Genomic DNA, 25,552 nt, shown 5'->3' with positions numbered 1-25,552 from the left:
GACAGATTACTTCGGATGAATACGATAACAATGTCTGCTGCCACTGCGGCAGCATACTTGGAATCTATTCATCACTTAATTCTCTGGTCAGGCTACATGACATCGACAGTTTCAGATCACTACGCAAATCACCTGGGACCAATCTATTCGTGGATGGTGGGCGACTTTCATACTGCGTCAGCCAGTATGTCTGACTACTTTGACCATATCGGAATTACCACAAACTCGTCAGGTTGTGCTATTGACCTTGGTTGTGGGCATGGAGTCCAGACGATTCCACTTGCTGAGCTAGGGTTGCGAGTTGTTGCCCTCGATACCTGCCAGCACCTGCTCGACGAACTTGAAACTAAAGCGGAAGGTTTACAAATTCAAACTGTCCATGATGATCTACTTACATTTACCAATTATATACATGAGCCGATAGAAACAATCGTTTGTATGGGTGATACACTGACACATTTGGAATCGCAAGATCAAGTTTTCCAACTGATTAAAAAAGCGGTAGAAGCTCTGGCTCCCAACGGCATCCTCTGTTTGTCATTTCGCGACTACACAACCAACGAACTCAAGGGGGATGCAAGATTCATTCCTGTGCGATCAGATGAGAAACGCATTCATACCTGTTTTCTTGAATATCAACCAGATTTCGTTTGCGTGCATGACATCCTGCATACAAAGGCCTCAGACGGTTGGGAAATGTCTGTGAGTTCCTATTCCAAACTCCGACTCTCACCAAATGACGTGGAACAGGCAGCGAAAGATCAGGGACTTCAACTAATAAACCGCTTTGAAAAACGCGGCATGATCTACCTTGCATTCCAGCGCAACTCTGAGGAAAACGTAGCGCAATAATACAGAGAGGGGACTAGAACTGTTTTAAAAATTAAACAATGTTTGTATCAATGCTTATTCTCAGTCTGTTGATCTTTCCTGCTCAATAGTTTCCGATAAACGGCTATGTGTCCAATGAGAGCCGCGGGAACCGCAATTGTCGGCAACCAGACGAAAGGAAAATATGTCACCCAGATATTATTTGGTTTAAGACGTTGGAATGCACTGGGAAAACTCAATACCGCAACGCCGACGATCCAGATCAACAGACAAAGTGCGAGTGTATTCCAGAGAAGAATACCCCATTTAGGAATCTGCTTCACAAAGGGAAACAAGAGCAGTGCGGATGCTCCCGATAAAACGTCCAGATTGATTCCATCCCAAGACATTTGAGGGGGAGCCACTCCTTCTTCTGCAGCAAGATGAATCAGAATCTCAACGGGAATACGAAACGCCTGATATCCAACCAGTAAAGATAACGGCAGGAGCGATAAGTGTTTCCCCCATTTCGAAAGTCCCAATACAATCGTCGCCGCGAAGGTCGGAAAAAGCAGCAAGAGAATTCGCGGCGGAGTTGAATCAAAAACGCTCAGTAGACCAGACGAACCAATAATACCTGTGAACACTAACCAGACTATACCGATTCCGAATACCCACCGTGATCGAAGCGCTATGGCAAACATCGCAACGAGTAGGATAGACAATACAATAAAACCGACTTGAAGAATCAAGCTCGGTTGCGCTGGCAGGGGTTCCATTTTCGCAATACTCATTCGAAAAGTAAAAGGGTTTAATTCTCTGAGGAGATCAGCAAAAGGTCATTTTGAATTTTTATCCTCATTTTTGATAGTACTTACTTTTCCATGATTACGAACAGTAATGGGGGTTCCCTCAGGGAACTCCAGTTTAGTAAATACATCCTGTGTTATTCGAGGTGGATCAAGCAAGACACATTTGACGTGGTACTGCATCCGCCATGAAAGTTTCTGTTTTCCCTCACGTTTTACTGTTTGTGAATGATAGCGGTCAGTGTGAGCTTTTATTGGAAACCAAACACCAGGACGAATCTCCTTCCATTCATCAACAGTCGACTCCGCAATTGGCATCTCTTTCGACCAACGGTACGTGTAGCTGAAATTACGCACGGGAATCAGATTTCGGTCCTTGGCCAGCCAAAGTTCCCACCCATTATGTCGGATACCGTTTGCTAAAGTCGTGTCGATCAAAATCTTAATACATTGTAACCCTTTAAATTCCGCATCACCGAGAATGTGCACAGAGATAACCGAATCACGGCTAAAGTAAGATGGATTTGGATATGCCGATATGGCCTTGATTCCTTTAAGATAGATTGAAAGGGGGACTTCCGGACACCCACTATCAAGCAGGAACATATGCGGACGCGCTAAATTTGTCAGGCTCGGCGGTTCATCTGATATCAGGCCCCCGCTTCTTACGCGTCGTGGCTCGCCTACCGTGGCGGGGGAAGTATCACTCTTCCAAAAGCTACGACGTGTTTTTCCATCAAACACATTAATCGTTTTCGTTGTTCCGCTAGTAGAAGATTCTGTCGGTTTTGGAGATATACCAAAAAAGGCAGCTCCCCAAAAATGGCTCTTTACTTTTTCATGTTTACAAAACTTCTGCCCCTGCAAGTCGATAGATATTTCTGACTCACTTTGATTTTGTTTATTGACGTCGACATGCTTGGGTAGCTTTTCATAGACGCTGGTCATGGTGAGTTTCAGATTAGAATACAACTGCTCATTTTTCTGGACTTCGCGAATAAGTTCTTTAAGTACATCTGAAGCCGGGGCGTCTACAAAAGTATGACTAGCTTCTTTCTTAGATAATGTAGCATTTTGAGTAGTCTCAGCGACTACTGCCATGCTTGCAGCGGAGGACGTCCCGACATTGCTTTTTTTCTGGGCTGAAGTTTTGGATATTTCCTCTGTTTTTGTCTTATTTTGAGCACCAATGGTAGACAGAGGTAGAACAACCGCAGTTATCAATAAGATTATAAAGAGAGTGGAAGGTGCGGACCGTGTCGACAATAGAATCATATCACTCTCCTTTTCAATAATTCAAACTGTTTGTAGTTCTAGCGAAATATTTGATACCCGTTTGATGACGCAAATTTCTATTTCCACTTTTGAAGAATAGCTGAGATGTTATCATATCAATAACATTTTAAGTTCACAAAAATTATTTTTAAAACATGGAATGTAATTATGGTAAAAATTGAAAAAGAAGACATTAAGCCTATTTGCCCCCATTGTGAAAAAGAATTAGACAAATTAGTCGAAGTCAATCGAGGTTGGTTTTCTGTTAACAGAGTATTTTGTTGCCCGTTTTGCAAAAAAATTGTTGGCATTTCAGCGGGAGCTCAATAATTTGAGCACTAGCTATCATTAAGAATTTTAAAGAATATTGCCCAAGAAATTCCATTGATCTGCGAAAAACAGTAATTCGTTCATGAGTTAACATCACATAGAGGAGAGGTATCAATGCCTGGCTTGTTTGAATTGATCATAATCGGGTTTATTTCTATATTTTTCACCGTGATTCCATTTTGGATGATCTGTTCCAAAGCCGGCTTCCCCGGTTGGATCAGTCTTGCAGTCTTGACCCCGGTCTTGAACATTGTGCTCCTATTTTTCCTTGCTTTTGCGGAATGGCCTGCACTGCGGCACTTGCCTCAGCAGGAACGATCAGAAATTTGACTGGTCTCCGCATTTTGTATTGTCCGTTACTCGGACGCTTCTACAATGATCATCGTCTCGGAAAACATGAATCGGCTGCTCCAGACCAAATATCGATATTGATGTAAATTTTTGACAACCGCTGAAGTCCTTCGTAAAATCACGAAAACTCTCTTCACGTACTTAGGATGTAGGAATTCATTGTGGGACAAGTTCACGTTTCACTCATCTCGACTTCTGAGGTTTCCGAGCTGGTCGAAAACATTCAGAGTGACGGGTTTGTCACTGATTTCGAGCCATGCGAAATGCATGGTTATCGCATTTTAAAATGTAAAAAACGCCACTGTAATATTGTAATGCAAACATATCCTGATCCTAAAGATAAGCAGCAAACATTCGCCATACTTCCATATCCACCATACTCTTATTTTCCATGGCGCTGGCCAGCCGAACATAGACTATTCGATCACTTGACGACTCATTTAGATGGCCTGGAAATAGAGTGTCGCTGAAATCAGTCATATTCACTTTCTCGTCTGAGCTTGTCATCATGCTCTGGTATAAATTCGCTTCATTTCTTGAATGGATTTATTTTTCAAGTCCGGGTAACAATCTATCTCTGGAGATTCTCCTCAACGTGAAGATCAACCAACCATTCATAGGCACAACGACCGTTTAGAGCACTTTGTTGACAAACTGGTTCGGGTCGTTAGGATTTTTTGAGCCTTGTTGTAGATGAATCCAACGAGATCTCAGATGCGAATTCATCTCGAACCATACAATAGCGAGTTCTCTATGTGTCGCCTCTACTTAAATTGGAGCTCCCCATGTGGGATGAAAAATTTGATACAAAACACTACGTCTATGGAACAGAGCCTAACGACTTTCTGAAAGTGCAATTCGGCATCATTCCAATTGGGAAAGTCCTCTGTCTGGCAGAGGGAGAAGGGCGGAATGCGGTATTTCTTGCTCAACAGGGTTACCATGTGACTGCGGTTGACGCTTCTATTGTTGGTTTGGAAAAGGCCAAGAGACTCGCAGATGAAAACAACGTCTGCATTGAGTTCATTCACGCCGACCTGGAAAACTATGACCCTGGTGAGAATCAATGGGATGGAATCGTCTCCATTTTCTGTCATATTCCTGATCCCATCAGAAAGAAACTACATCAAAAAGTAGTGAAAGGCTTAAAAAGCAATGGCGTTTTACTGCTCGAAGCTTACACTCCCGATCAACTCAAACATAAAACAGGCGGCCCGCCCACAGAAGAGATGATGATGTCCAAAGCACTCTTGGAAAAAGAGCTAGCAGGGCTGAAGTTCCGACACTTGCTTGAACTAGAGCGTGAGGTCATAGAGGGTACAAATCATTTCGGGATCGGGGCTGTCGTCCAGGCAATTGGAACTCGTCAATAAAATCTGCCAATCATTACACTGCAAGCCACGACTCTCGCTAATCAACGTTTTTTCATATTCCCAATTATGAACAGCAGTAATATCGCCCCAACAGTTGCTGTGACGATCGAACCGATAAAGCCTACCGCTGCGATGCCAAGTAAACCAAAGAGCAACCCTCCCACAACGGCACCGAGAACACCAATCACCATGTTAAAGAGTAGTCCAAAGCCTCCGCCTTTCATGATAATCCCCGCTAACCAACCTGCGATGGCACCAATAATCAAAAATGTGATCAAGCCTGTTAAATCCATCGTGCGACCTCTGCAACGTGAATAGTGATTAAGTCGTTCTCAGATCTACTGCGTCCGAATAGAGTTTTGGCTGACGACCGAAGTGTAAGAAAAAAGCCAGGCAATCCTTCGATCATACTCGCCTCTATTGCCATCGTCTATTTCTATTTAGACGAATTAATGTAGGTTGTAGGATAATACTACTATCAGTACATCTTTCTTGAATTGATCCAGTTGAGTTTCCTTGAGGATCTTCGGCGATCCTGAGAATTGATGTTTTACTTTTTAAACTTTAATTCCGGACGAGCCCCAACGATCGGAAGAAACGACGAAGGGGGCGTACCCAAACTGTGATGAAGTAAAACGCAAGGGCACCTTTAAACGAAAATCGCCATACCATTTCCTCATCATCGATGAAGTAGCCAAACTTTCGTGATACATATGCATTGGCTTTGATTCTTCTGATTTCAAAGAAATTAGTCAAAGGCGAATCAGCGGAGAAGGGATTTACTAGAGTCTCCTCTAATCGTTTGTTATGCTTTTGTGCTAGCTCTCGAAATTTTAAATTAGGCCAGGTAATTTGTTCTTCAACGCCAGAAATGTCCTGCTCACCGATTTCGTTGGTGGTACACAAGATTTTCCCCTCTTCTGCCCATGAATAGAATGAGATTCCGTTTGCTGGAATTTTGGCGACAGTTCCACTACTGACAACGACAAGCGTTAAATAATCTGGGGAAATCCAGAAGTCACAGCGAATCCGGTACATTTTCGCTTTTCCACAGTGAAACAAACCACCGTTAATGTAGCCAGCTTTAAATGCATCATTATTAGCTTCTGCAGCCAGATCAGAGGGCGTATATTCTTCTCCGTCAATTGGTATATAGTATGGCTGGATGGGACGCTTTTCCCACAAGCAGACTGTGACGATCAAAATAAAGAAAAATCCAATGATACCAAAAAAGAGTACAATCGGAATGAGTAATTCATATGGCATCCGCGTTCAATCTCATTTAAGAATGAAAAAGTCGTAGAGATACATTATGGAGCTGCCATATTGTGTCAAATTAGAGTGCGATTGACAAAGATAAAAACGTTGCATTCTTTGTCCTGATAAGACTTGCTTTAAAAGGAGCGGCACGATATTCAATTGGAGGCCGGAGACTGTGGGATCACTAGCATAGCCAGGTACGTAAAAAAACGCTCGCTGTCATTGTTGACAACGAGCGTTTCATCAAGCGAGGCCGACGGGACTTGAACCCGCAACCCCCGGATCGACAGTCTGAGATTCATAGTAGACCGGGACGATAAAAAAGTCTTGAACGCTTGAATTTTGTATAGTGATGTGGTCAACTGGAAAAGCAGGCATAACTAATCGAATTTGATGAATTATGCAGGAGTTTCAGATGGCAAAAAAATTATTAATGGTGCGATAGTATTAAGCTTGATTTTTCTTGTAATCACTATCCTCATCATGTTTAAGGTCGCGAATTCTGAACCTTCAGTTTCAAATTCGGCCAATAAACAGGAAAATAAAACAATTGATTTCGCCTATAAAAAATGGCGATATGTAGGCCCCTTCGATCAACGTTTAGATGATCCTGGAGATATCTTACGACTTTCGATGAAAGCAATTCTGTACTCAGAAGGAGAGCCAAAAAAACGGTTACTTGAATTGACTCCTTTAGACGATGAAAAAGTCTATTTTCGGATTCTCAGAGTACAAATCAGACCAGAAGATCGCTGGTTAAGTCATGGCACTGGAGCTTCATGGATGCTTGATGGTAGCCGATCAGAAAACCAATACAGTCTTGGAAAGCAACACGGAATACAACGAGAGTGGTTTCCAAATGGTCAACTAAAGCTAAAACGCCATTGGCACTATAATGAAGTACTTGCACAAAAAGAGTGGGATATCGACGGAAATTTAATAGCTGATATTAAAAATAATCCAAACTATAAGTGGTCATCAGAAGAATAAAATTATGGAATACTTTGCAAAAGGACTTATGATCTGTACCTTACTTTCCGTATGTGAGAAATACCTTGGTGCAGTATCTGAATATCTCAATGAAGAAATCAATATCGAATCGTAATATAACATCACTTCTCTTCAGCATGAAATCATAAGCAAACGGATCACAGGTCTGCTTCGATATGAAAACATAATTTGCGATGAACGATTCCACATCGACGGAATAGGTGAATACGAAGATGGAGAACATTTTAGAGTCACTGCCTGCAGTCAGGAGTTCCTGGTCGTATTCGATCTCAGCCGGGACAAAGTAATCTCTGTCAGACAATCGATTAAAGCCAAGAAGGCTCCCTAAAATTCAAATAGATAAATTATTTGACATTATAGGTATCGATTTTCTTACGACCTAATAAAGCCATAATGACTTGATGACGTGTTGTTGTTCCAATGAACTGGTTATTGCTATTTACAACAGCGACGTGCTGCAACATATTATTTGGATCTTCCCACACATCATTACGTAGCGCTTGTTCGAGAGTACTAGATTCATTCAAACTTGAGGTTTTAACTATAGGAAAATATCTATTGAGCTGAGTGCGAAAACTAGTTATTGATTCAGAGTCTGCTCGCCGCAGAAATCTTGCGAAACCATCGAGATCGTCTGGTCTTCCTGCATTCTTCAGACCTGTTGGACCGCACAGAGCTAAAAATTTTGAGTTACTATTTTGCAGAAGTATGTAAGTACCGAAACGATTAATTCTACGCTCACTTTGTTTGATGTATTCGGCAATTATCTGGCCATCGTATGACTTACCAACAGTAAATGTAATTGCAACAGGTAATCCTCGACTTCTAATTAACCTTAACTTTGCTTCATTACTACCAAAAAATTGGTCAAGCTCGAACCGAGTGCCTTTAAATAGTTTTATAGTAATATATTTTGTAACAAGCTTATTTCGGTTGTTACGTATCTCGCTTGTTTTTGCTTCTGTTGTGTCACGCAAGACTCCATTAACAGTTTTTATGATGATATTTTCAATTTTTTCGTCGGATATTTGTTTAGTCACAATATTTTGAATTAAATCTTTACCAGCTTCTTTTGTAAAATATAACTTTACTTCTTTCGGAGCAACTTTTGAAAGTTCAGTTTTGATGAGCTCATTCGACTCCTGTGTTAAAAGATGTTCATTGACACGATTTGAAATAAGCGTCACACCTTCTTTTGAAGCTAAATGTTTAATTACATTCTTAGGTATCTGATCAGTGATTAATTTAGTTCCGTCGAGGCCTTGAAAATAATCTGCAATATTTTTCGGAGCAATTCTTGAGATTTCGTTCTTGAATATTTCGGTTGTATCATCTGCTAGTAGATGTTCGTTAACCCGCTCTGAAATGAGTGATATGCCTTCCTTTGAAGTTAAATGTTTTATCACATGTCCTGGCACTTGGCTGGTGATCAGTTCTTTTCCTTCTGGATTTTGAAAATACACAGCAATTGATTTCGGGGCTATCTTAGAAATTTCATTCTCGAATATTTTGGTTGTATCATCTGCTAATAAATGTTTATTAACCCTCTCTGAAATGAGAGTGATACCTTCTTTCGACGTTAAATGATTTATCACATGTTGCGGTACTTGATCAGTGATTAATTTCTTTCCTTTCTTTTCATCCTGAAGGTAATTCGTGACCGATGTTTGAATTTCATTTTTCACTTTATCACTGGTTTCAATCACATCACCTACTTTTGCTGGAATCCAGACAAAAAGGGCTAGAATTATTGCAATCGTACCGCCACCACCAACTGGAACACCGATTGTTCTCCAAAGGTTAGTTCGAACTTCAGATTCAATCCGACGGCGAATTAACTCAAGCGTTGCTTCATTTACATAAAGATCATCTGTAGTTTTAACTGTTGATGAATCATCTTTTTGTTGGATTTCAGCACTCATTCGATTGCTCCTGATTTTTTTACTCTGAACCGATGATGTATCCTTACGGATGAATTTGAACACTCCATGTTCAGTATACAAAGGTCTTGGCGAATTCAATAGAATTTCTCGAATTTCACTCAACAAAATCCTGATTTGTTTTCAACTCCTTAAGGTTGTCTTTGACGTAGCGTTGCGTCGTCTGAATGGACGAATGACCCAAGGCCCTGGCCGTCGCATGAATGTCCTTCGTTTTGGAGTAGATTTGCGTCGCGTGCTCGTGCCTTGTTAGGTACAACACCATATCGTCCGGAAGTTTCAATTTCTTCCGGATTCGATAGAATGCTTTCGATAACGATGAAGCCGACCAGACCCTTTTTTGTGGAGTCAAAAACAGAGGCCCCTCTGTGCGATCGCCGATCGATTGATCAATCAACTGACCAAGTTTGGTTCCGACCGGAATCTTGCGTGCTTCGCCGGTTTTCCGGGCCGTTTTGTGATCGGTTAACACGATCATCCTTTCCCCGTCGACCAGCTTCAAATCCGAGATTGTGGCACGTGCCAATTCGTTCGGCCGGCAGCCGGATTGACGTAATGCCCGATAGACTAGACGAAAAGCAGGACTGGCTGCTTGTGTGATCAGATCCCGCTCCTCTTTATTCGGCAGACGTTCCCGCTTCCGGCCTTTTGGTTTCGGAATGGGAGCTACAATCCGTGCCTTCAATAATTTGTTATCCAGGCTCCATTGTTGCAACCGTTCAAATGAAACGATTAAAAGCCGGACAGTGTCCGGAGCTTTCTCGGATCCGTCCGATTTGAATTTGATATCATCGAAGTACTCCTCAATCTCAGACGGTTCCAACTTGGAAAACTTCCGATCCTGAAACCGATCGAGAAACGGTTTCAGATACTTGGTATACGTTTTGAGTGTGCCGGCACTCTTATTGGCTTTGATATGTTTCAAATACGCGCAGGCAAACTCACTCACTGTTTTTGGTTTGGCCATCCTTGACCTTTCTAGCAGTCGTCTTCAACAACCAGACCGACCGTATAAAAGTGATCGGTCGCACGATCTACGGCGATATCATGCTGGGTTCGACGCGATTCAAACTTCCAGAGAACTTCTCCCTGGGGAGAGATCTTTTGTGTATTTTTGCGAAATTGAAGCTGATTGCGATAATGCTGATGAAACCCCGTCACAAATAGATTTCCATCTGCATCACTGTCGATGGCCGTCATATGAAACGCAAAAGCTGATGAATCGAAAAAAGCCTGCTGACCATCATCATTGTCTTCATCCCAGGTTTTGTAAGGCACCTCCCACACGAATTCGGCATCAGTCGTATACTTATAAAGTTTCTTCGGACCATAAAAATAAAAATGCCCCTGTCGGTAATGAATCGGATAAAAATTATTGGTACTGTTTTCTCCCTGAAAGAGCGACCAGGCAAATTGACCACCGGGTGTAAATTTCTGAACGGTTCCAAAATGAAAACCGGTTTGCTCCCCGTTGCTTGTCAATTCCGTTGCCAAAGTCCCATTCACATAAATATTCCCGTCATCATCGACGTCGACACCGCGGGCGTGGGAAAATGTCAGACTCGGAGGCTTCATCGTTGATTGTAGTTCGAGTTCCAGGTCATACACCCAGACAAACGGATTTTCATACAGCGAATACGGATAACCATTGATGATTCCCTGAGATTCCGTCGCACAATAAACCCGACCGTTTTTTACAACTAAATGATTGATGGGAAACGGTGCATCAGCATCGGTGACCACTTTGATCAGTTTTAAATCGGAATCAAACTTTTGCAGATTGAAGCGACTTTGTCCCATCGGACTCGTAAAAATCCAGGTTCCCCCGACATAGACATTATCATCCGCGTCCAGGTCCAATTGCCGGACTTCGCGAACCTGGTCGACAGGCACACTCGCAAGCTCATTTCCAAACGGATCAAACTTTACCAGACGCGGCGTGATCGCTTCGAATCCCATAGACCAGTTATGTAGCGCATAAACATCGCCATTGGATCCGACTTTGACACTCACAAAACCCTGTAAATCACCCGCATCAAAATCATCAGGAAGTTCACCCGGATTGAAATCACTAGCATGCCTTAAAATACCAGGTAACGAATAATCCCAATGTTTGTTGCGATCATCATCGAATTTACGAATGCTCTGTATCGTGCGGCAATCGATGCGTGCCCACCATCGTCCCCAGGCTTTTGTTGCTTCAATAATCGTCCCTTTAGGAACCCACATACCGACATAGACCAGGGCGAATCGGCTGTCTGATTTGGCCGTTTGTGTCTGAATGTATCTGAAATCGAGTAAAAACGGATGTTTTACATGTTTGTTCACACTCAAATAACGGCAATACATCACATTACAGCCATGACCTTCAAGCGGATAATTGCCTTTGTCATCTTTGGCTGTGATGAATGTGGCCCGCTCCGTGGGGGGAGTAGGATCATAAATCTGTTTTTTCGGCCGCACGGTCATACATTGCCTCCCACACGCAATACACGTGTCAGGAACCAGGCTCCCCATAGCTTTTCGGCGATCACGATCGACTTTGATTCAACGACGCCCTCGATCTTGGTTCCCACCGCGATCATTTCTTCGCGATCGGTCTCTTTGTAAGTGATCGTCTGCGGTAACGTCTCCACGTCCTGCACGGTAAATTTGACGTTACTGAGTAACGTCGCCGGGACTACATAAATCAGATCGCCTTCTAATTCTCCCAGCGAATCGATGACATCGTTGCTGATTTTGAAAAATGCAATCGTGCTGGGAACGTCAGTTTCATGGTGCGTTTTTTTGTCGCGGACGCGATCGCTCATCTCGGTTGTTCCTCTTTGAACGATTCCAGGAGGAGTTCCGTCCGTTGTTCGCCGTTGTAATATTCATTGATGCCCACAATCTGTGGTAGCCGCTTTCCGGACTGATCGGGATTTTTGGCATTCAAACTTAAATTCCGACCGTTGACACGATCAATCAGTTTACCGAGCTCGTATTCCGGATGGTCGACACCATCGAGACTTAGAGACAAACTGAGTAACGTGACATCCTCAACGTCGACGACACCCTCCGCGAAGGCCTGCAGGAGCGGTTCATCGTCAACGTCGTTATTCAAATGATTCGGTTTGTCTTTAAATGTAGAGACTTGAATCTGGTTGGTATCCGGGATTGTTCCCAATAGTGAAATCACACGCCAGTGAAACTGCGCCGAGAGATCCATAAACAATGTAAGATCGGCCGCATTCGGTGAGGTATTTGTGCGATCAACTTTGACGACGCGACGTTCATCTCCTTCCACGACGGCCGTCACACGCACACGCGCCTTTGTGGGATCCTCATTGATTAATAACCAAAGTGCCTCTGGAGGCTTCGATCCTTCAAAATAGATTCCGCATTCTTTCTCCAGGACAGAAAACGGCCACTCGACTTTCTCCCACTTCCCATTGGGGTTTTCATCATCTGCCAGATCCTCGTTAAACCATTCCACTAAAACGGCGTTGGCTTCGCCGTCCGGATTTCTGGAAAAACATTCTTGAAATTTTCGACGTTTGAAGTTATCAAAGTCGACTTCTTCGAGCCCGAGTTGGATTGCCAGTTCTTCCGCGCCTTTTTCATCAATATCGGCTCGGAGCGAATCATAGTCTCTTGCTTCGTTCAAGACCCATTTTCGACCGACATCTCGTTTCGTTAAGTATTGTGAACCATCGCCTCCCTTTTCGAGTTTATGCAGATCCAGATTGTCATCATCCTCCGACCAGCCCTTATAAAGTTCGAATGTCGCTTCGAGCTCGATGGGCGATGTGACGGCCACAATCCGATTTGCCAGGTCTCCGATATTAAAATTCGCTCGATGGTCACTCTGATTGGTGAGGAGATTATTGATTTTTTCGCCCGGTCGTTGCATGTAAACCGAAACTGTGGATCCAGATCCTTTTTTAGCAAACTCGATAAAATGCTTGGCTTCATCGAACAGATTGATCTCAGAACGGATATACCAGAAATAGCCGAACGGCTCGATCAATAGATCCAGAGCCTGGGGCAGGGGAGTTCCCATCGGGATCCGGACATCGGATAGCGTTCGACTTTCATCTAACGTCGATCGCAAATAGGCGATCGTGGGAAACTCATAATATTGATTCGTTCCAATATGCTGAAACAAGTAATAAACGGCTTCCGCTAAAGTCCAGGGTTCCGCGATCGCTTGTTGAAAATTCTCCGCATCAGCTGTCCTGACAGATTCCGGATCGATAAATTTAAAAATCGGAGTATCGCCTTGGTGCTCGTTATTAAGTGGACCAGCTCGATTTTCTTCGGTGATATCATCAATGATCGGATTGAATATGAGATCATCGTGAATGGGATCCGCTGTATTCCATTGCTGATAATGATAGATCGGTTCACCGAATAGCCAGTCTTCCTGACGTGCGATCAGAGTCACAAACTCATTGCTGTCATTGATCGTCTGCGATTGCTGAGTGACCACACCCCAGGCCTTCAGAATCGTCAGCTCCCCCTCATGATCGTAGGTCCGGACTTCCAGAATCCGGTTATGCCCGGTTGGCGTTGTGGTATCGATCAGTCGGCCGGCTTTGGAAAGATCGTAAGTGCAGACGATCGCATCAACGCGCTCGCTACCTCTGGAACGTTTGATCGATTCGAGCAGGAGGGTATCGACCTGATCAGAAAGACCTGGTTTGCTGCCATCGTTGGGACCAAGCAGAACCACGTATTCGGTCGCGTCACGTTTAATCAGATCGGTATCATTGGGGGGAGTGCTGACCATCAACAGCCCTCCGCTGTCAAATTACTAATGGGCGGAGGCCCGGAGGCATCGGCCGTCGCCGAAACACTGTCCAGTAGAGCGGTTGTCGGACCGTTTTCAGCCACAAGTTGAAACGTGTATGTGGTGGCATCGAGCAGTCCAGGAATGTCGGCTTCATAAAACCGTTTGCCTGTGTGCGTGACGGCCACAGGATCCACGGATCCCGGTCCGGCCGTTTTCGTGATCACAAATTGCGTCGGCTGCAGGCCGTCACGCACGGAGTCATACACAAAACGGATCCGGATCGTTCCGCCGTCTCTTATCTCCACGCGCAGAATGCGACCGGATCCGAGGATTTGATTCACCGCATTCCCAGAGCCGTCGACCTGAAGCTTTTGCGTGCGATAGATCGATTCGTTTTCGATGTCCGCTTCATGTGTCCGGACTTGGATATAAATGTCCTGGCCAAAATATACTGAGGGAATGGTGTAGCTGAATTGGGCCGTCGGACTTTTAATCGTTTCAACATAGAGCGTTTTTTGAACAGCCGCGGCTCCAAACAGAAAGTCGGAATTTCTAAAGACTTGAAAATCACAGCCGTCGAGAATCATCCCGCGACGATAGCGAATCGCGTCCGGAGCTCCAATCCCGACATAGAGCGCAGCTCCGAGGCCTCCGGCAAACGGCCGATGATGAAACAGATACGACATTTCGGGATCGTAGATTCTCATAAATCAAGTCAGGGGACTACATGAAAAGTTTTTGTAATGGTCCAGGAGACGCCATTTTCAGTGATCGTGAATCTAGCTCGGTACTGGCGATCGTTCTCAATGGCAGGATTAGAAACAGCATGCACAAAAATATTTTGACTATTCGCATCGCCAAACTGCTCAGCTGTGATCTCTATTCCATCCGCTCCCGCGTCAATCTGTCGAATGTGACAAGTACACGTTGCTCCGGAGACTCCGGTAGTGAGTGCGATCACTTTCCCATCCGCTTCAAGCCAGGCTTGCACTTCCAGAAAGTCTCCGTTGGTAGTGTCACTGGAGATTCCTGCTTTCACACTGATGTTTTTGATTTCCTCAGATCCAAACTGAACTTGAAAACCGTTCGGTTGGGAGACGACGGAATCTGTACCTGGAGCTGGTGACATTCCCGCTTGTTCGAACGCCAGAACGGTACAATCTACAATCGCGGCCGTGTTGTTGATCGTTGCCAGGTCGAGCGAAGCAATGTATTGACTCTTTCCCGCTCCGCCGGCATCCGCTCGTTCAGTCGCTGCGAGTCCGGGAGTCAATGGTGGAGTACTCAAATCAACAAAGGCCAAAACGCCAGCATTGAAGTCAAAGATCTGGCCGGCAGAATTGAAGATTGCAAAATAAATTGTTTTGCCGGAGTCATCCAAACGGACGAGAGATTCAACACTCATGCTGCCCGCCTTTCATCGCATTCCCCACCTCCGTTCGAATGGCCGTGTTGCGTTTCACAGCCGTCGAAGTCAAACCAGACGGGACGGTTGCCGGCATCCCAGAGTGCTTTTGCATAATTCCAGTCACCGCATTTGTCGACACCCCAGGCTTGATGATGTTCTTGCCAGAGACGGCGCGAGGTGATGATACAGAAACAGGCGACCGTACCGAGGACCGGCTTCCATTTTGGTCCCCAGGGAGTGGGATATTCGCGTTCGTTGATTTTCCCGCGGACTAGAATCCAATCCGGAAACCCCTGGGAAACGATAAACGTCTGCAGCTGATCGAGATAATCCGGAGAACTTAACACGTCGTCATCGTCGATTACCTGGACATAATCGCCTTTGATCCGACTGACCGCTTCGTCAGTCGCCAATAAACGATTCGCTCCGGAAATTCCGATTTGTCCAGGACTGTGAAGTAACACGTGTTGAATACCGATACTAGTTTGTTCCTCGATCGATTGTCGTAGGTTTTCAAATCCCTGCGGTCGATCGACGTGACACCGAGTCACGATCGAAAGTGTCGGCCTGGTTTCCCGACGTGACTGAAACCGCTGCATCGCGGTCTGTGTGAGTTCATCCCGATTAATCTGATGATGCTGAAAACTTTGTTTATGGAGATGGGCCGCGAACGCATTACCACACGCGAGCAGCTTCCAACCTTGATTGGTCGCACGTTGACACCAATCGTCGTCCGCTCCGAGACCGAAGGCATAATCGGGATCCGTGCTCTGAAAACCAATCTCCTGAATCGCATCGGAACGAAACATTGTACAGAAAAAAGGTAGCATTGGTTCCGAGGTGGCTTTATTAGCCTGGCAGAGTCGAGCCCCTTCCAGCGGATCATAACGATCGGTCATTTTTGTAGAGATTCCAGATTGTTCTTGTCGATCTGCCCTAATTAATGACAGACAACCATCATCGCCCGTCATAGGACCGACGGCCGCGACTTCAGAATCCGATTCCAGCCAGTCACGCATACGAGTTAGACAATCCGGACCGACAAAACAATCGTTATTCAGAAGTAACACGTGCTGATAATAAGGCACACTGAATGCAATGTTGCAGGCTTTGGCAAATCCGATCGGTTCCTCAAACCGCAGCACGTCGATCGGAATTCGTAACGAAGTCGCTTTTTGCTCAACACGTTCAGCGACTCCATCCTGACTACCATCGTCAATGTAAAGCACAAAGAAGGAAAGGCCTGCATGTTGTGCCAGGTGTTCTAAACATCGAAAAGTGAGCTCCTCACAATCTCGAGCTGGAATGGCCACAAGCAGTGGTCCTCGATCGCTCGACTTGACCGATATACGAACCTCTGATGATTTTGAAACGGTGGAATGCTTCGAGACGACTTCGTCTAAAAACGGGATATGAGATTTCGACTTGGATTTCAAAATCTCCCGCGCTTGTTCGCGTGAACCGACAACATGCGACTGAAATCCTCGAAAAGAAGAATTCAGCATCTTCTCATCAGGCTGGAGAAAAATTACGGGCTCCGTAAAATCCTGAGCCAAAGCAGAGCGGATCGCTGATTCCGTCCGTGCTGGATCGCCGTCTGAGTAAATACCGACTTTGGTTTTCTTTTTGATGATGATCATGATGGTTTCTTTATTTACGAAGTAGAATAATCAACAAGAGTCACAGTTTTTGTGACTCCACCTGTGCGAACTGTGAACATCAGGTCCCCGGCGTCACCGCTACCCGTGCCATCACTGATCCAGAGATAACCCTGTCCATCGGCAGGCGCGGGAGTCGGATCCGCCGATTGAGCCAGGAAACGAATCGCATTCAGTTTTGAAATACCGTCGACCTGGAGTTCGTCTTCACAATGGAGCGGATTTTGACTGACGTTTGAAAGAGCAGTCCATCCAAATACCTGAACTCCACTAATACTGATCCCGCTCGCGCCGGAGTCACCAAAAAAGAATCCGCTATCCGTATGAAATTCTCGCGTGATTTGAGGAGCCGCTATGCTCGCAGCGAGAATGGATCCCACCGGTAAATCGGTAAACGTAAATTGAGAGCCGGTATAACCCTTGGTGCCATCAACCAGGAACACATTGTCAAAAAACTGGGCGCGCGTCTGTTTACGGACGGCAGCTGCTGAAACGTCATAAATGGCAATCAGATCCGCGTCATTAGGAGTCGCTTCGGCAGTGAGACCATTGATGTCCAGACTGAGTGTGCGATCGGTACTGAGCGCCCCGCCTCCAGTCAATCCCGGTCCAGAATTGACGGCCGTTGACGTCGGTACAAACCCCGTGGTGATACCCGCGAGAAATTCGGAGCGTGTCTGTTTCCGAATCGCACCTGCAGACGCATCATAAATGGCGATCAAATCCGAATTGTCTATCGTCGATTCCGCTGTCAGACTGTTAATGTCCAAATTAATCGTGCGATCGGCAGAAAGATCTCCCCCTCCGGAAAGACCGATGCCGGCCGTGATCGTCTGCGATTCCGAGACACCGCCACCAATGCCTGCCAGAAAGTTGGCCCGTGTCTGCTTGCGAATCGCTCCTGCTGAGGAATCATAGATCGCAATCAAATCCGTATCACTGGCAATAGCTTCTGTAGTCAGTTCATTGATATCGAGATCAATGGTCCGATCCGCGGAGAGGTCCCCGCCTCCGGAGAGACCCACACCAGCTGTAATCGATCGCGTGTCCGGAACTCCAGATCCGCCGGCAACACCGGCCAGAAACTCCGCTCTGGTCTGTTTCCGCATCGCACCGGCGGAACTGTCATAGATGGCGATCAGATCCGCATTGTCATTGCTGGATTCTGCTGGCAGGGAATTAATATCAAAATCACCGCGTGTGAGATTGATCGGATTCAGATCATCGGTTCCGACCAGATCCTGACCATAATGATTGACGATCATCCAGACGGTATCCGTGTTTTCGTTCCCTTGCTCAATATGGAAAGCATGTCCGGAAACGGTGAAACCGTCCTGGAAATCGGGAGGACGAACCCAGGCACCGGGATCGTAATAGTTAACGGCCTTCACAATCCAGGGACCATTTTCTTTGGGATCCGTTTGATTGGGGAGAAAGACACGTTTTTCGGCCCCGCAGAAAACACCGTCGATGATCTGCTCGCCGTTTAAAGAAACGTTTGTCGTTGCCGCGGCCAAACAGCTCAATTTATTGACAACGTACCCGGATCCGGTACCCGCAAGCAGCTGCCAGTTGGAACCATCGTGTTTTAATATCACAAAACCCAGGGCCGTCAACTCGTGATCCGTTCCGCTGGGAGTCCTAATGTTTCCGGTTGCATGCTTCAAGATGACAGCTCTCTGTTCGTTCGCACGATTGAGAAGAAGCACGTCGCCGGCAGAACCGCCGTTGATGGTGACCAAATCGTCGGTCACCGCGTCGGCTTCGGTATCAATCGTGTGTAAAGACTTCGTAATCGTGACCGCGCCACCGCTGATCGTCAGCTCCCCGCCGGCAACCAGGTTGAATTGGTCCATTTGCTCAACTGAACTCTCTAAATCAAAACAGACTTTGACCATTTTCCCGCATCCTTGCTTTAGTGGATTTGATGGACTGATTTTGTATTAATTACGAAACGATGTCAGATAGCTGAATGCTGTCTGTAACATCGTTTTTTCTGATTCCTGTTTTAGTTTTTGTTCCTGTTCGAAATCTTCGTCGAGCTCCGCTTGTTGTGCCTGGCGTTCTATCTCAAGGAAGTCAAACGCTTCCTCGAATCCAAGACGATCAAAACTGTTGATCGGCCCGATTTTATGCTCGGTATGAATCACATGATCGTGCTCAACGATTTCGATCGTGGCGTGGTAACCGGCCCGAATCCGGACTTGTTTTGTTGGCTTTGGTTTCTGTTGATCTTCCATGATCCGTTTTTCCTATTCCTAAAAATGAATTCCATAAACTGGTGAGTAGAACACCAATCACAACAGGAATGGTGACCCAAGCAAGTTTCTTTTTTCGCGCGTCAGTGCTTTTGAGCTGCTCGACCACACCGATCAAACCGCGGTCTGTTGTGTCCTGCCTTGGATTCCCGTTTAAAATAAGTGTCTGAGTTTCAACCAATTCCTGCAGATCATCTAAACGTTTCACGTTAGTCTGATTCTGATATGCAAAATCCTTTTGCATGAGTGCCATATTTTGAGAGCATTCACCCATTGAATCTGCACACTTCCCGACGGTCTTTTCTATTTTTTCCAACCTTCTATTCAGTTCATCCATCACACACCCCCGTATGAAAAATCAACCGTAACTACACCAGCTTCCTCTGATAATCCAAACCGACTCCCGTCCGGATTAAATGCGACATCATCCGGAGGCAGCAGACTGTTGACCGTGATCTCCGTTGCTGGACCCGCGTTACCGGCCGGTTCACTGTCATCGCGAGGAGTGATTCGAAATTTGTGTTGACCACTTCCGTCCAGGTAGGGAGTCAGCCACTCGTAATCGCCGTCACCGACATAAGGCAATCGTTGCAAAACAATTTCCGGATCCACTTCGCCTCCGGGTTCTGTCGAAGCAGCAATTTCAAAATGATCCGCGTCCGCCGGATAACCAACGGCAGACCATTCGAGCTTGAAACGATTTGCCGGCAGCCGACCGAACAAATGACCGTACTCGACGGATCCCTCTCCATCCGGTACCGCGGCCAGGTTTAACGTCACTGGAGTGCCTACGGTCTGATTGAATTGGAAGATGATTCGACGTTCGGAGAGTTGGCTGGTATGACCGACCAGGCAGCGTCCCGCGTAGAGCTGATGCAGTCGATCCGGATAAATCGTTTGAAATTCAACAGCCAGGGCACGCTGGCCGGCCCAGCCGAGTTTGGTGATACGAACACCGTCTAATAATACGCTCATGGTGTCAGCTCCAAAAAGTTTAATCGGATCCGTTTCCACCAACCTATATCAGAATCGTAAAGCGGACCTTGAATGTGATCGAAGTTTAAAAAGACAACATCATCAAAGAACGTGCCCTGACTATCGATCAAATCTCCTTTATTGAGAATGTGATCCTTAATCGCTCTTAATTTTGTATTGAGCTGACCAGTAGTTGAATAAGAATCATACAGCCACATTTGAACATTGATTTGACGTGCTCCGACTCCACCATCGAGCAGAGTGATACCGTCCAATCCAAATACTTCATTGATCTGAAAATTGGCTTCAGGAGAACCAAATATCAGCTCCTGATGAATTCCAGGAAACTGAAAGCCGGCATGAACTATTGGTGCACTCATTTTGCAGGCCTCGCTAATGCAGATGAGGCCCTGGGACCGTTGGGAATAGTTGATGTATCGGAGGCCAGTTTTACTTCGACTTTGACAGGTTTCGGACTTGCTTCTGACTGATTTTGTTTTTCGAGTGCCGCCGTATTTTCTTTTAAGGCCTGGGTATGACCAAAGAGGGTTTTATCCAGTTGATCTATTTTTTTCTCTGCGCGTTGATTGAATTTTTCAAATGTAGGAGCGGGACGTTCTCCTGTGAATGTACGAACGACTTTACTATTCACCAGACGATCGAGAAAGCTCGGCTTTGATGGTTCGCTATCAGATTCTTCAGTTAAACTTTTAAATTGCTGGTTCAAATCGTTTAATAAAATGAGTTGTTTTTCAATAAACTCCCTATCGAGGCCTGTCTTTCCAAATTTTATATTTTCTAAAGTTCGGATCTGTGATTCGATGTTATTGATACCTAGCAGATTATCAATTGTTGCTGATCCAAAAGTATTAAGTGCAGATTCAAGACCGCTTGCACTCACTTCTGACATGGTTTTTTCGAATATCTTCTGAGCAGCTCCTTCAATTTGTCCGGCTCGATCACTGAGACGAAAGGCAGACTGATTCGTTTGAGATTGCTCGTCTGCTCGAACCAAATTTTGAAATGATCCACCTTCTATACGAGATACTTTTTCTTCAAACGTTTTCACCTGATTAATGTCGAGTGGTTTGATCTGGTCGCGTGCAGATTGCAATTGCTTCTGAGCTACTTCCGATCCCGTTAACAGGCTACGGATTGAAGCGGAGGAAGCCGCGTCGAAAGTGACCTCGCTGAAAAACTGTCGTTGTAATTCAGGAGACTGTTGCATGACAGCAACGCGTTCCGTTGTGGTTTTTGCCTGATCGAATGCTGTAACCTGAGCTTCAGGAATATCAAATTTGCCGCGTTTATCTTTCCCTTTGGTCGAGGGAACAAAATCAGCCAGGCGTGAAGACATATTGATCAATGCAGTCCGTGTCAATCGACCTTCAGCATCTGTCATTAATTTTGTGAGTGTGACCCCCAGCTCCGCCGCTTGTTCCGGAGTATCGCCCTGTTGTGTTACAGAGATGATACCTGGTAGTAAATTCGCTCCGACCTTTTCCAGAGAAGTCAGACGTGCTACCTGTTGAATGTTCTGCAGAAAACCGACATTGGCTTTCATGTCGTCTATACCGAACGCATTTGATAAATCGAGAGCTCGAGCAGCCAGTGTTCGTCCTGCTTCCAGATCGTTCGGTTTTAAAAGAAACGCCGCTTCGACCGCTTCTAATGCTTTCTGGTTTGATTTTGCCCCTTTGGCACTGAAAGTATCAACCAGACTGGCTCCGATAATATTCTCATTTGTACGGGTTCGCTTGGCTACTTCTAGAATTTTTGTTTCGAGATCTTTGTCTTCCAGACTTTTATCCGGCTCAAATGCAACTCGCACATCGCGGACTACTTCTCCGAATTCTTTTCCAGTGACGTTTTTATTTTTTTGGCGTTGAATCAGAATTTGATGCTGTTGATTTATTGCAGCCGCGGCTAAGGCGATTCCAGAGATCACAGATCCGATACCAGTAAAAGTCGTCAGCGCTTCGGCTGACATCTTTCTGACAGTCGCTAAATGTCCCTGAGCTTTGCGTTTGTTCCTGTCCTGGATCCGTCCGGTCTGGCTCATCTCCTGATTGACGGCCTCGACGCTACGACGGTAGCGCAACCAGGCAGAGACGGCCTTGGCTTCTTGGACATCCAAATCAACAGAAATTTTTTGAGCCATTTATTTAACGCAATGCAGAATCAGAAAATCAGAAATGCGGGGGGAATCGAAGAGCTGTTTGTGTGACAGTGCTACAGCTCGAAAATAATATTCATCTAGGGAGTACCCTTTTTTTTTACCTCCTCAAAAATCTTAGTAATACGCTCTGTATCTGTACTGTGGGCCATCAACTGTGGAAGTCTTTCTGGACTCAACAAATTGAGCCAGAGCACAATCTCACGATTCACTCGATAGTTCAGGTTCAACATTTCGATGCAATAATCTAATGCTGGCTCCTCATCTATCGGTTGATCATTCTTGATCGAAGTTTCGAGTAGATCCATCGCCCAGACAGTCCGCTCAAAAATTCGTTTGAATTCAGGCCGTGGAACTTTGGTAGTTTCACCATCAGTACCGAGACTAAATTGCATCGGGAACAAACTACAATTGGGAATCTTCCAATATTGGCCATCACCCAGGAGCATTTCAGCCTGTCCAGGTAACATGGAATTTCGAGCGAAATCTACCGCAGTCGGTTTTGCTCCCTTTAGAGATCCTATCCAGTAACGTCCTTTCGGCAGTTTTCTTCGACGATCGGCCGGTATTTCGAACCATTCCTGCTGATCGGGACGATAGGCCAGGCCTTCATCCTGCCAGCTGACGATCTGACCAGAAAGATTATCAGGACCAGGACCTGCCAGATCGTGAAACAGAGGTTGATTGTCATTCGGACTGAGTAACGTTTCGAGGCCAACTTCGATCAAGTGTTTTGGATTGGCCCCGGATTTGTTAGGAATGAAAAAATTAATCATTAGGGAGTTGCATCCTGAAGAGTTTTAATAATCAATTTGGCAGCTGAACCACTGTTATTTGTGACAAACATATTTGTCACGTCCATTGTCAACGGATTTGAGTAACCACTTTGTTCAAACCAAACGAGTGGTTTGTCCGCTGTTAAGGAAATCGTGTCATCCGGAGTCGTTCCATTGTTGGTCTCAATTGTGAGATCCTGATCAGCGACCATAAACAGTAATTTCAAAGCAGAGAAATCGATTGAGATCACGACTTCTAAATCAGTCGATGCATCTGGAATCTCTACCTCAACATTGGCTTCTCCATCGGCTGTGATCGTAATTCGTTTAGAAACCGAATCGACGCCAGCAGACCAATCGAGATTAATATTTTGCGTTGGCATTTTTAATAATCCTGTTTAACTTGTAGGTATGGTTGAGGCGGTACTGACCGAAATCGATAAGGCTCCGCTGGCCATTACTTTCAAATCGGCGTTGCTTCCGGTCTGTCCTGTAATCGAGGTGACTTCATATGTGCCCGCGGTAAAGGTGATGGCTATATGCTGTGCTTCGTTGTCACCAAATCCAATCTGGCGATAGTACTGAGTAATACCTGAAGAAATAGGAATCGCTCCCAAAGTAATCAAACTAGACAATTCCAGATTCCGACCCGTGAATTCCAGTTTTCGTTGTCGGTCAGAAATGGATCCTCTTTCAGCCGCAACGTCACCAGATCCACGCCATTGATCAAATGTAATTCCGAAATCGGTTTGAGAATCTTGAATATCCTTTAGCAAGGTACCCTCAAATAAAATTGGGCCTTGTTTATAAAGTGTGTTTATCGCTGGAACACTCGAGAGACTCTGATTCACGTTCACAATCAAAGGAGCATTTGAACCAACTCGCAACGGAATAAAAGACAAAACGATTGTCGCCCCTTGTTGTGAGTCCTGGCTACTCGAGATAGTACGTGGAATCAGAATTCCTTTGGTGCCATTTATCGTTACATGCTCTGCAGTCGTTTTGTAAACACCACCGTCTTCACGTTGTTGATACTGGATCCGAGCGTTCGTTTCGACTTTTAGACCTGTTGTGACTGAAACGTTACTGAGGATCGTACCGATATCACCCGATGTGATTTGAACTTCGTTCTCACGAATGACTTCAGCAATCCTTCCCACATCAACACTACCACCAGCCTTTGCGACGAGCTTTTGAACGTTGCTGCTGAGGTCGATACTGTTGATATGATTCACAGTCAGTAAATCAAAGACTGCAGGATAAACTTCATAGTTCTGCATTTCACCGATCGTCATGATCTGCCTCCAAATCGTTTTATTGTTCGAACGCCTGGCTGATTGGCCCGACGTGCATAATCATTATGTATTTCTGAATTGAGTGTTCGTTGTTCGTCTGGAGCGATCGCCTCGATCTCTGAGATGATTTGCAACACCACTTTCTGATTGACTGATAATTCTCTTTGTCCTGGTTGCAATCGGAAACGTCCCGTTCCACCTCGGAAGGGGAGTGTCATGGTCAAGCGAGCTCGTTTTTGTGTAGCCGTTACACGGCGTTGAGTTGTTACATGATCGCGGGTTCGTCCTCCCGTCAGACGAGGAGAGACAAGAGGGGGCAATCCGAGCTGGTTTTTGATTTCCTGGTACCGACGACGGCCCACATATGAACGTCGTTCCGGGTATCCGTATTTTACTGCAGCAAACGATTCGAAGTGACGGGGAATGTGTTGTCGGTGATGATAGACGGCCGCGTGCCGATTTGCCTCGCGTAGAAACCGACCGTGATCCCTGAGATACAAACGGGGATCTCTCGGAAAGGTAACTGTTGAGGAAACGTTTGGAATCGGCATTCATTCTAAACCCATTCAATCGAAAAGACTGCGTGAAGAAACTTCACTTTGACATCCGGAGGACCTAATAGAGCTGGTGTGAATCTCTTCTCCCAATTCGTAATATGTAAAAAACCATGTCCTTGCGTAGATTCTGGATTCGGAGAATTGGCTTTTTTTAGCGACTCGGTTTGTATCGCTCCTAATTTATTTCTGAAATCAATTATCTGATCTTGGAGATCATCGACATAGAGCTCGTTTTCAGGAAAACAAAACGTGACTGTTAAAGATCCAGACTGATCTCTGTTGAAATTAATGCTTTGATAATTGGAATCGTCATCGGCAATGATGATTCCCGGTACCGGCCATTCATTGTTGTTTTTATCCAGGTCATAATTCGGGATATGAATTCTTTGTCTTGCCAAAGAAGCCGACGCCACACCGCAAACAGCCTGAAAAGTCGGGGTAGCTGCCAATAGATCTGCAGCTCCAGCGAACGGTAACGAAAGTGGGCCTGTTGGTGTGACAGTCGGCATTGTTTCT

The 25,552-nt window shown here is 45.4% G+C and carries 28 protein-coding genes; 6 read left to right on the top strand and 22 right to left on the bottom strand.

Annotated elements, in window-relative coordinates:
* Window positions 1–15: 15 nt before the first annotated feature.
* Window positions 16–852, top strand: a complete 837-nt coding sequence (locus V144x_RS04940) for a class I SAM-dependent methyltransferase (RefSeq protein WP_197998760.1) — start codon at window positions 16–18, stop codon at window positions 850–852.
* 47 nt (window positions 853–899) lie between these two features.
* Here V144x_RS04940 and V144x_RS04935 read toward each other — a convergent pair whose 3' ends face one another.
* Entirely contained in the window at window positions 900–1,589 is a 690-nt protein-coding gene (locus tag V144x_RS04935; protein ID WP_144982254.1) for a hypothetical protein, read from the bottom strand.
* 60 nt (window positions 1,590–1,649) lie between these two features.
* Entirely contained in the window at window positions 1,650–2,894 is a 1,245-nt protein-coding gene (locus tag V144x_RS04930; protein ID WP_144982251.1) for a hypothetical protein, read from the bottom strand.
* A gap of 168 nt (window positions 2,895–3,062) precedes the next feature.
* Between V144x_RS04930 and V144x_RS28285 the strand changes: the two genes are divergently transcribed.
* From V144x_RS28285 to V144x_RS04915, 4 genes are all read left to right on the top strand, one after another.
* Entirely contained in the window at window positions 3,063–3,224 is a 162-nt protein-coding gene (locus V144x_RS28285) for a hypothetical protein (protein WP_197993281.1), read from the top strand.
* A 114-nt stretch (window positions 3,225–3,338) separates the two neighbouring features.
* A complete protein-coding gene (locus V144x_RS04925; protein WP_144982248.1) occupies window positions 3,339–3,554 on the top strand; it encodes a hypothetical protein in 216 nt (71 codons plus the stop codon).
* 182 nt (window positions 3,555–3,736) lie between these two features.
* Window positions 3,737–4,045, top strand: coding sequence for a hypothetical protein (locus V144x_RS04920; protein ID WP_144982245.1), 309 nt, complete (start codon window positions 3,737–3,739; stop codon window positions 4,043–4,045).
* A 315-nt stretch (window positions 4,046–4,360) separates the two neighbouring features.
* The gene (locus tag V144x_RS04915; protein WP_144982242.1) at window positions 4,361–4,948 is read left to right on the top strand and encodes a class I SAM-dependent methyltransferase; all 588 of its coding nucleotides are present in this window, start codon (window positions 4,361–4,363) and stop codon (window positions 4,946–4,948) included.
* A gap of 41 nt (window positions 4,949–4,989) precedes the next feature.
* Here V144x_RS04915 and V144x_RS04910 read toward each other — a convergent pair whose 3' ends face one another.
* Together V144x_RS04910 and V144x_RS04905 are read right to left on the bottom strand one after the other, a co-directional pair.
* A complete protein-coding gene (locus V144x_RS04910; RefSeq protein ID WP_144982239.1) occupies window positions 4,990–5,241 on the bottom strand; it encodes a GlsB/YeaQ/YmgE family stress response membrane protein in 252 nt (83 codons plus the stop codon).
* Between the two features lie 271 nt (window positions 5,242–5,512).
* Window positions 5,513–6,214 (bottom strand): hypothetical protein, encoded by a 702-nt coding sequence (locus V144x_RS04905; protein WP_144982236.1) that lies wholly within the window; start codon window positions 6,212–6,214, stop codon window positions 5,513–5,515.
* A 387-nt stretch (window positions 6,215–6,601) separates the two neighbouring features.
* On the opposite strand from V144x_RS04905, the gene V144x_RS04900 reads away from it, so the two are divergent.
* On the top strand, window positions 6,602–7,198 hold the full coding sequence (locus V144x_RS04900) for a toxin-antitoxin system YwqK family antitoxin (protein WP_144982233.1): 597 nt from the start codon (window positions 6,602–6,604) through the stop codon (window positions 7,196–7,198).
* Between the two features lie 365 nt (window positions 7,199–7,563).
* Here V144x_RS04900 and V144x_RS04895 read toward each other — a convergent pair whose 3' ends face one another.
* The 18 genes from V144x_RS04895 to V144x_RS04810 form a co-directional block, all read right to left on the bottom strand.
* A complete protein-coding gene (locus tag V144x_RS04895) occupies window positions 7,564–9,141 on the bottom strand; it encodes a hypothetical protein (protein ID WP_144982230.1) in 1,578 nt (525 codons plus the stop codon).
* Between the two features lie 115 nt (window positions 9,142–9,256).
* On the bottom strand, window positions 9,257–10,126 hold the full coding sequence (locus tag V144x_RS04890) for a tyrosine-type recombinase/integrase (RefSeq protein ID WP_144982227.1): 870 nt from the start codon (window positions 10,124–10,126) through the stop codon (window positions 9,257–9,259).
* 11 nt (window positions 10,127–10,137) lie between these two features.
* Window positions 10,138–11,628 carry an NHL repeat-containing protein gene (locus tag V144x_RS04885; RefSeq protein ID WP_144982224.1) on the bottom strand — a complete coding sequence of 497 codons (1,491 nt, stop codon included), beginning with the start codon at window positions 11,626–11,628 and terminating at the stop codon, window positions 10,138–10,140.
* Window positions 11,625–11,969, bottom strand: coding sequence for a hypothetical protein (locus V144x_RS04880; RefSeq protein ID WP_144982221.1), 345 nt, complete (start codon window positions 11,967–11,969; stop codon window positions 11,625–11,627). Before V144x_RS04880 ends, V144x_RS04885 begins: the two co-directional genes overlap by 4 nt.
* The gene (locus tag V144x_RS04875) at window positions 11,966–13,930 is read right to left on the bottom strand and encodes a hypothetical protein (protein WP_144982218.1); all 1,965 of its coding nucleotides are present in this window, start codon (window positions 13,928–13,930) and stop codon (window positions 11,966–11,968) included. The genes V144x_RS04880 and V144x_RS04875 overlap by 4 nt, the downstream gene beginning before the upstream one ends.
* Window positions 13,930–14,640, bottom strand: coding sequence for a hypothetical protein (locus tag V144x_RS04870; protein WP_144982215.1), 711 nt, complete (start codon window positions 14,638–14,640; stop codon window positions 13,930–13,932). Before V144x_RS04870 ends, V144x_RS04875 begins: the two co-directional genes overlap by 1 nt.
* Window positions 14,641–14,648: 8 nt before the next feature.
* Window positions 14,649–15,338, bottom strand: a complete 690-nt coding sequence (locus V144x_RS04865; protein ID WP_144982212.1) for a hypothetical protein — start codon at window positions 15,336–15,338, stop codon at window positions 14,649–14,651.
* Window positions 15,335–16,981, bottom strand: coding sequence for a glycosyltransferase family 2 protein (locus V144x_RS04860; protein WP_144982210.1), 1,647 nt, complete (start codon window positions 16,979–16,981; stop codon window positions 15,335–15,337). Before V144x_RS04860 ends, V144x_RS04865 begins: the two co-directional genes overlap by 4 nt.
* 14 nt (window positions 16,982–16,995) lie before the next feature.
* A complete protein-coding gene (locus tag V144x_RS04855; RefSeq protein ID WP_144982207.1) occupies window positions 16,996–18,897 on the bottom strand; it encodes a hypothetical protein in 1,902 nt (633 codons plus the stop codon).
* A gap of 45 nt (window positions 18,898–18,942) precedes the next feature.
* Window positions 18,943–19,239 carry a hypothetical protein gene (locus V144x_RS04850; protein ID WP_144982205.1) on the bottom strand — a complete coding sequence of 99 codons (297 nt, stop codon included), beginning with the start codon at window positions 19,237–19,239 and terminating at the stop codon, window positions 18,943–18,945.
* Window positions 19,240–19,593: 354 nt separating this feature from the next.
* The gene (locus tag V144x_RS04845; RefSeq protein WP_144982202.1) at window positions 19,594–20,232 is read right to left on the bottom strand and encodes a hypothetical protein; all 639 of its coding nucleotides are present in this window, start codon (window positions 20,230–20,232) and stop codon (window positions 19,594–19,596) included.
* Window positions 20,229–20,612 carry a hypothetical protein gene (locus V144x_RS04840; RefSeq protein WP_144982199.1) on the bottom strand — a complete coding sequence of 128 codons (384 nt, stop codon included), beginning with the start codon at window positions 20,610–20,612 and terminating at the stop codon, window positions 20,229–20,231. Before V144x_RS04840 ends, V144x_RS04845 begins: the two co-directional genes overlap by 4 nt.
* Complete coding sequence (locus V144x_RS04835) at window positions 20,609–22,393, bottom strand: hypothetical protein (protein WP_144982196.1); 1,785 nt, start codon at window positions 22,391–22,393, stop codon at window positions 20,609–20,611. Before V144x_RS04835 ends, V144x_RS04840 begins: the two co-directional genes overlap by 4 nt.
* Before the next feature lie 95 nt (window positions 22,394–22,488).
* On the bottom strand, window positions 22,489–23,184 hold the full coding sequence (locus tag V144x_RS04830; protein ID WP_144982193.1) for a hypothetical protein: 696 nt from the start codon (window positions 23,182–23,184) through the stop codon (window positions 22,489–22,491).
* On the bottom strand, window positions 23,184–23,567 hold the full coding sequence (locus V144x_RS04825) for a hypothetical protein (RefSeq protein ID WP_144982191.1): 384 nt from the start codon (window positions 23,565–23,567) through the stop codon (window positions 23,184–23,186). Before V144x_RS04825 ends, V144x_RS04830 begins: the two co-directional genes overlap by 1 nt.
* A 15-nt stretch (window positions 23,568–23,582) precedes the next feature.
* Window positions 23,583–24,479: a hypothetical protein gene (locus V144x_RS04820; RefSeq protein ID WP_144982188.1), complete on the bottom strand. Its 897-nt coding sequence runs from the start codon at window positions 24,477–24,479 to the stop codon at window positions 23,583–23,585.
* Window positions 24,476–25,030 (bottom strand): hypothetical protein, encoded by a 555-nt coding sequence (locus V144x_RS04815; protein ID WP_144982185.1) that lies wholly within the window; start codon window positions 25,028–25,030, stop codon window positions 24,476–24,478. The genes V144x_RS04820 and V144x_RS04815 overlap by 4 nt, the downstream gene beginning before the upstream one ends.
* A 5-nt stretch (window positions 25,031–25,035) precedes the next feature.
* Window positions 25,036–25,545, bottom strand: a complete 510-nt coding sequence (locus V144x_RS04810; protein ID WP_144982182.1) for a hypothetical protein — start codon at window positions 25,543–25,545, stop codon at window positions 25,036–25,038.
* Window positions 25,546–25,552 lie beyond the last annotated feature (7 nt).

This window comes from Gimesia aquarii (genome assembly GCF_007748195.1).
In the GTDB taxonomy this organism is placed as follows: Bacteria; Planctomycetota; Planctomycetia; order Planctomycetales; family Planctomycetaceae; genus Gimesia; species Gimesia aquarii.
This window is presented reverse-complemented; position numbering and strand designations above follow the sequence as displayed.

What these genes read in the sequence shown, in the direction of transcription:
- V144x_RS04940 (WP_197998760.1), top strand. Translation starts at nt 16, where the DNA reads ATGAATACGATAACAATGTCTGCTGCCACTGCGGCAGCATACTTGGAA.
- V144x_RS04935 (WP_144982254.1), bottom strand. Translation starts at nt 1,589, where the DNA reads ATGGAACCCCTGCCAGCGCAACCGAGCTTGATTCTTCAAGTCGGTTTT.
- V144x_RS04930 (WP_144982251.1), bottom strand. Translation starts at nt 2,894, where the DNA reads ATGATTCTATTGTCGACACGGTCCGCACCTTCCACTCTCTTTATAATC.
- V144x_RS28285 (WP_197993281.1), top strand. Translation starts at nt 3,063, where the DNA reads ATGGTAAAAATTGAAAAAGAAGACATTAAGCCTATTTGCCCCCATTGT.
- V144x_RS04925 (WP_144982248.1), top strand. Translation starts at nt 3,339, where the DNA reads ATGCCTGGCTTGTTTGAATTGATCATAATCGGGTTTATTTCTATATTT.
- V144x_RS04915 (WP_144982242.1), top strand. Translation starts at nt 4,361, where the DNA reads ATGTGGGATGAAAAATTTGATACAAAACACTACGTCTATGGAACAGAG.
- V144x_RS04910 (WP_144982239.1), bottom strand. Translation starts at nt 5,241, where the DNA reads ATGGATTTAACAGGCTTGATCACATTTTTGATTATTGGTGCCATCGCA.
- V144x_RS04905 (WP_144982236.1), bottom strand. Translation starts at nt 6,214, where the DNA reads ATGCCATATGAATTACTCATTCCGATTGTACTCTTTTTTGGTATCATT.
- V144x_RS04900 (WP_144982233.1), top strand. Translation starts at nt 6,602, where the DNA reads ATGAATTATGCAGGAGTTTCAGATGGCAAAAAAATTATTAATGGTGCG.
- V144x_RS04895 (WP_144982230.1), bottom strand. Translation starts at nt 9,141, where the DNA reads ATGAGTGCTGAAATCCAACAAAAAGATGATTCATCAACAGTTAAAACT.
- V144x_RS04890 (WP_144982227.1), bottom strand. Translation starts at nt 10,126, where the DNA reads ATGGCCAAACCAAAAACAGTGAGTGAGTTTGCCTGCGCGTATTTGAAA.
- V144x_RS04885 (WP_144982224.1), bottom strand. Translation starts at nt 11,628, where the DNA reads ATGACCGTGCGGCCGAAAAAACAGATTTATGATCCTACTCCCCCCACG.
- V144x_RS04880 (WP_144982221.1), bottom strand. Translation starts at nt 11,969, where the DNA reads ATGAGCGATCGCGTCCGCGACAAAAAAACGCACCATGAAACTGACGTT.
- V144x_RS04875 (WP_144982218.1), bottom strand. Translation starts at nt 13,930, where the DNA reads ATGGTCAGCACTCCCCCCAATGATACCGATCTGATTAAACGTGACGCG.
- V144x_RS04870 (WP_144982215.1), bottom strand. Translation starts at nt 14,640, where the DNA reads ATGAGAATCTACGATCCCGAAATGTCGTATCTGTTTCATCATCGGCCG.
- V144x_RS04865 (WP_144982212.1), bottom strand. Translation starts at nt 15,338, where the DNA reads ATGAGTGTTGAATCTCTCGTCCGTTTGGATGACTCCGGCAAAACAATT.
- V144x_RS04860 (WP_144982210.1), bottom strand. Translation starts at nt 16,981, where the DNA reads ATGATCATCATCAAAAAGAAAACCAAAGTCGGTATTTACTCAGACGGC.
- V144x_RS04855 (WP_144982207.1), bottom strand. Translation starts at nt 18,897, where the DNA reads ATGGTCAAAGTCTGTTTTGATTTAGAGAGTTCAGTTGAGCAAATGGAC.
- V144x_RS04850 (WP_144982205.1), bottom strand. Translation starts at nt 19,239, where the DNA reads ATGGAAGATCAACAGAAACCAAAGCCAACAAAACAAGTCCGGATTCGG.
- V144x_RS04845 (WP_144982202.1), bottom strand. Translation starts at nt 20,232, where the DNA reads ATGAGCGTATTATTAGACGGTGTTCGTATCACCAAACTCGGCTGGGCC.
- V144x_RS04840 (WP_144982199.1), bottom strand. Translation starts at nt 20,612, where the DNA reads ATGAGTGCACCAATAGTTCATGCCGGCTTTCAGTTTCCTGGAATTCAT.
- V144x_RS04835 (WP_144982196.1), bottom strand. Translation starts at nt 22,393, where the DNA reads ATGGCTCAAAAAATTTCTGTTGATTTGGATGTCCAAGAAGCCAAGGCC.
- V144x_RS04830 (WP_144982193.1), bottom strand. Translation starts at nt 23,184, where the DNA reads ATGATTAATTTTTTCATTCCTAACAAATCCGGGGCCAATCCAAAACAC.
- V144x_RS04825 (WP_144982191.1), bottom strand. Translation starts at nt 23,567, where the DNA reads ATGCCAACGCAAAATATTAATCTCGATTGGTCTGCTGGCGTCGATTCG.
- V144x_RS04820 (WP_144982188.1), bottom strand. Translation starts at nt 24,479, where the DNA reads ATGACGATCGGTGAAATGCAGAACTATGAAGTTTATCCTGCAGTCTTT.
- V144x_RS04815 (WP_144982185.1), bottom strand. Translation starts at nt 25,030, where the DNA reads ATGCCGATTCCAAACGTTTCCTCAACAGTTACCTTTCCGAGAGATCCC.
- V144x_RS04810 (WP_144982182.1), bottom strand. Translation starts at nt 25,545, where the DNA reads ATGCCGACTGTCACACCAACAGGCCCACTTTCGTTACCGTTCGCTGGA.